At 62.8% G+C, this 1,940-nt stretch carries 3 protein-coding genes and 1 riboswitch; of the genes, 2 read left to right on the plus strand and 1 reads right to left on the minus strand.

Annotation, left to right across the window (positions count from 1 at the left end; all coding sequences use genetic code 11):
• Positions 1–83: 83 nt before the first annotated feature.
• Positions 84–800 carry a response regulator gene (locus tag C0V97_RS16800; protein ID WP_127102384.1) on the minus strand — a complete coding sequence of 239 codons (717 nt, stop codon included), beginning with the start codon at positions 798–800 and terminating at the stop codon, positions 84–86.
• 118 nt (positions 801–918) lie between these two features.
• A riboswitch (cobalamin riboswitch) is annotated at positions 919–1,125 on the plus strand.
• Here C0V97_RS16800 and C0V97_RS16805 point away from each other — a divergent pair.
• Both C0V97_RS16805 and C0V97_RS16810 read left to right on the plus strand, forming a co-directional pair.
• A complete protein-coding gene (locus C0V97_RS16805) occupies positions 1,089–1,745 on the plus strand; it encodes a DUF1636 domain-containing protein (RefSeq protein WP_233582084.1) in 657 nt (218 codons plus the stop codon). (Overlaps the previous riboswitch by 37 nt.)
• A partial coding sequence (locus C0V97_RS16810) for a GTP-binding protein (protein WP_305007206.1) occupies positions 1,742–1,940 on the plus strand: 199 nt, incomplete at its 3' end. The genes C0V97_RS16805 and C0V97_RS16810, both read left to right, overlap by 4 nt.

A 1,940-nucleotide genomic window follows, 5' to 3' on the forward strand; every position in this document is an offset into this window, starting at 1 on the left:
CAGGACACGATCTCGCGCCGCCGCCAGAGCGACGGTCACGATCAGGCGGCGCGAGATCGTGTCCTGCATGAGAAAGCGTCGCGTCATGAGCGTTTTACCGCGGAGGCGAACAGATAGCCCCCATTGCGCACGGTACGGATCAAGGTCGGATTTCTGGGGTCTTCCTCCAGCTTGGCGCGCAGGCGGCTCACCTGCACGTCGATGCTGCGATCGAACGCGGCATGATCAGGGCCGCGCGCCATATCCATGAGCTGGTCGCGTGTCAGTACACGCTGTGGATGCTCGGCAAAGGACAGCAGCAGGTCGAATTCGCCACCTGAGAGGGGAACCAGTGAGGAATCGGAGGCGCGCAATTCGCGTCTTGTGACATCCAGAACCCAGCTTCCGAAACGCAGGCTGGGGCGCAGGGAGGGCGCCGGGTCGTCCGCAGCATTGCTGCGGCGCAGCACGGCTTTCACCCTGGCGAGCAATTCGCGCTGGTCGAAGGGTTTGGTCAGATAATCATCGGCGCCGATTTCCAGCCCTACCACCCGATCCGTGTGGTCGGCCATGGCGGAGAGCATGATGACCGGCACGCGGGACGTGGCACGCAGGCGTTGGCACAGGCTGAAGCCGTCTTCATGCTGCAGCATGATGTCGAGAATGATGAGATCGACCGGCTCGGTATCGAGAATGGCGAACATCGCTGCGCCATCCTGCGCGGTGGAGACACGATGCTGATGCTTGCGCAGGAACGTGCCGAGCAGCGTCAGGATGTCCTGATCGTCATCGACAACAAGAAGATGAGGCATGGGGGTCATCCCTCACTCGTATCATGGGGTGGCGCGCCGATGATGTCAGGGGTCGACATGATGTTTCAAGATGGAAACAGGATGACCGGCGCAGCGCTCTGCCGCTTTGCATCGGTTTCGGCAAACCTGCTAGACAGGGGCCGACGGTGCCCTGCAAGGGGTGAAAAGGGAAGCGGGTGCGCGCGGTGACGCGCCAGTCCCGCGCTGCCCCCGCAACTGTAGATGGTGCAATACCGTCGCCATATCCCACTGGAGTGTGCTCCGGGAAGGGGGCGACGGCTCCGGGAAACCGGTGCCATGAGCCAGGAGACCTGCCGTCATATCGCTGATTTCGCTGTCCGGCGGGGTGCCCGGAGAGAGACGGATCCTGTCCAGCGCCGAGAGGTGCAGGTCGGGGCGGGCTGGTTCGTGCCGGCAATCGACTTTGCGCCTTTCTTGCCCGTCGCCCGGATTTTTCGGGACGCCGGGTCCGGTCCGGGAGGGCCCATGGCCGAACCGATTCTTTCACCAGGCGAGACGCCTGTTCTGCATGTCTGCCAGACCTGTCGTGACGGAGGCGAGGCCCTGCATGATGCGCTGGCCGCGTTGGCAGGGGAAACTGCCGTGCGTGTTCAGGGGGTGCGCTGCCTGGCAGCCTGCCAGCAGGGGTGCACGGCAACGCTCTCCATGCCGGGAAAATGGTCCTGGCTTCTGGGCCGTCTTCATCCCGGACTGGCGCCTGATCTGCTGCTCTATGCACAGGCCTATGCGCGTTCGCCCTCCGGTACGGTCATGCCGTCGCGTCGCCCTGAGAGCTTGCGTGAGGTTATCCTGGGGCGTTTTCCCTCCATGGTCGACGCTGCTCCCGGCAAGGCCTCTCCTGCGGATAGCACGATCTCCCCACAAGACCCTGCGCCACGAAATATTGCCCTGTCAGATCCTCTCTCGCCACAAGCTTCCGGAAACCTCGCATGAGCAAGATACCCGTTACCATCATCACCGGCTTTCTCGGCGCCGGAAAGACCACGTTGCTGCGTCATCTTATCGAGAAATCGAACGGGCGGCGCATCGCCATCGTCGTCAATGAATTCGGTTCGCTGGGTATCGATGGCGGGACGCTGCGCGGATGCAGCCTGCCCAACTGCCCGGAAGAAGATATTGTCGAGCTGA

The organism is Asaia sp. W19, from assembly GCF_003994335.1.
Lineage (GTDB): Bacteria > Pseudomonadota > Alphaproteobacteria > Acetobacterales > Acetobacteraceae > Asaia.

Excerpts from the sequence above, each read along its gene's own strand:
- C0V97_RS16805 (WP_233582084.1), top strand. The coding sequence starts at position 1,089 with ATGAGCCAGGAGACCTGCCGTCATATCGCTGATTTCGCTGTCCGGCGG.
- C0V97_RS16800 (WP_127102384.1), bottom strand. The coding sequence starts at position 800 with ATGACCCCCATGCCTCATCTTCTTGTTGTCGATGACGATCAGGACATC.